1 protein-coding gene is annotated in these 2,294 nt (G+C 35.4%); it reads right to left on the bottom strand.

The annotated features are described in order from the left end of the window. Positions 1-248: 248 nt before the first annotated feature. The gene (locus tag RB298_RS06750; protein ID WP_486046490.1) at positions 249-2,081 is read right to left on the bottom strand and encodes a hypothetical protein; all 1,833 of its coding nucleotides are present in this window, start codon (positions 2,079-2,081) and stop codon (positions 249-251) included. Positions 2,082-2,294: the final 213 nt, after the last annotated feature.

Raw genomic sequence — 2,294 nt, 5'->3', positions numbered from 1 at the left:
ATTTAGTTGACCTCAATAAACATCTCTAGCGTTATTAGCCCCCTCTTATAAGTTCAATTTAAACTTTTCAGCTAATTATACCAACTTATAGTTATTTATAACCGCAACTTTAGTCATGAAATCTTTTCATAATTCTTTTTATATTGGTAACTTTACAAAGCAAATTTCTTCATAAAAAAGAAGCCATTATTTAAATGACTTCCCTTACACAAAGTTCTTCCCTTACCCAATTTAATTTTATAACTTTTTCACGATTGAACCTGCGGCTGCAGCGTTTCTTTTTCAGCAAAATACCAAAGGAGAATAGAATAAACTGAAAATACTTTGCGAATGTGAACTCTGCTGCTTAAATTTGGCGATCGCAGCAATCTAAATAAGATTTTACGATTAAACATCGCATCAATTTCTCTTGTTTCCATTGTGGATAGATACTCCAAGCATTTTTCTTGAACGGAACCTAATTCAACTACTTGCCAAAGAGGTGCTCTAAGCTTTTTGGCTCTTTCAATATGTTCAGGCAACGCCTTTGGAGACTTCATTCCTTCAACAGGCTTAACCATCTCGCTTAGCGCAAATTGCGGACGTCTTTCACTTTTAAACTCTCTCATAGTTACATTTCCGCGTAGTTTAGAATACGTTTCTGTATAAATTTCTCGATCGAAAGGCAAAGTCGATAACTCAGAGAATAGACGATTCATGAGATCAATACCAACAACATTGGCAGAACGCATTTCTTGAGAAACAGATAGGGCACACTTAATACCGGTTAGCGTATAAAGCGGATCGAATCGCGCTCCAAAACTACTCCAGCGGTGAGAAGTCACTCCTACGTAATATCTGTTTCGAATTACGAGATACATATAATCCAAGTATGCATCTTCACGAAGGCCATTTTCACGACAATCATTAAAAAATTGTTTAATCTTTTGCGAAAAGCGCTTTTTAAATTTTTCCGACAGTAAAGCATTATCTGTATCTTTATCAAAAAAGATTTTCCCCCACAAAGTTGGCATTAAAGAATCAATATCATGAATTTGCTCTAGCTCTGCCCTTGAACCAAAAAATGATCTAAAGCATTCACCGTAACCGCCGCTTAGGACAATATTCGAGTTCGTCTCATAAAAACGGTGCGGAGACGCGGCAAGAATACCGCTAGAGAAGTCCAATGGCCATAAAAATCTTTCTTCTAGCGTTTGTGGTGCCTGTAAGGCATTAAAACCATTGTATTCCGTCATTGTTAACCCAAATTCGGAACATAATCGCTCAGCCGTATATCGATCTGGCATATTGGGACGGCCTGAACAAAAGAAACGATAAGATTGCCCTGAATCCGTACCTAGTATAGCAGCCAATACTAAGCGCGAATCAAACCCACCTGTTAAATGAGAAATTTTGTAAGCTGCATGTTTATAGTTGCTAACGGCTTTTATGTTATTTTTAATTTCTTCTACAGCAAGCGCAAGCTGCTCTTCATATGACTTATCACTTGAGAAGAAATCTTGTTTCCAGCTATATTCATTAATAGAGAAACTATTGTTAGTAGAAGTTACATATTCAAAAGGTTTAAGCGCTTGAATCTCTTCATAGCTTGATTCAAAAAAGCCTCCATTTCCTGTTCCAATAACTTCATTCAAGTAGTCCATAGACTTTTGAAGTGAAATACCTACACTGCTTAGCACATTAACAATAGAGTCAATATCCGTTGAAAAAACAGTAATCGAACGCGAGCGGTAATAGAAGACAATAGCGCTTCCAAAAGGATCTGGGATAATCATACTTTCTTGAGCAGACTTGTTACTGATAAATCCGCACAATGAACCTCGCATATCTCGACCGATAAAGTCACCTGAAATATGATGACCCGCTTCTTCTAAAGCAGTAACCCAGTCGCTTGGGTTCATAATAAATTGACTTCTGTATACTCCTGAACCACTGCTGTCTATTAAATAGTCAGCGTTTTTTATTTGTGTATGTACAGCTACGTTAGAAGGCATAAAATAGCAGCCTTCATAAAGCTTAAATTTCATTAACTCTGGATAATTATTATTTGAAAAAATAAGTACAGGTGCAGTTTTAGGCAATAAAATCCCCTCGTTCCAATTAATATATAATTTTCACCTTCAGTTTATAGTACTAAAGGCTTTATGTAATATTTTATAGCAAAACTATTTTATAACAAAACGCATACTTTTGATATACACATTTACTTATTTTTACTTAATATAGCTAAAAAGATTTATTTTTTAATCATGTCTATAGATTCACATCATAACTTCTTTTACTTTATTTATCAC

Origin of the sequence: Priestia sp. BR_2 (assembly GCF_041954005.1) — a bacterium.
Classification (GTDB): Bacteria; Bacillota; Bacilli; order Paenibacillales; family Paenibacillaceae; genus Paenibacillus_AQ; species Paenibacillus_AQ lautus_A.
The sequence above is the reverse complement of the archived record's forward strand: the minus strand, read 5'-3'. Positions and strand labels throughout refer to the sequence as shown.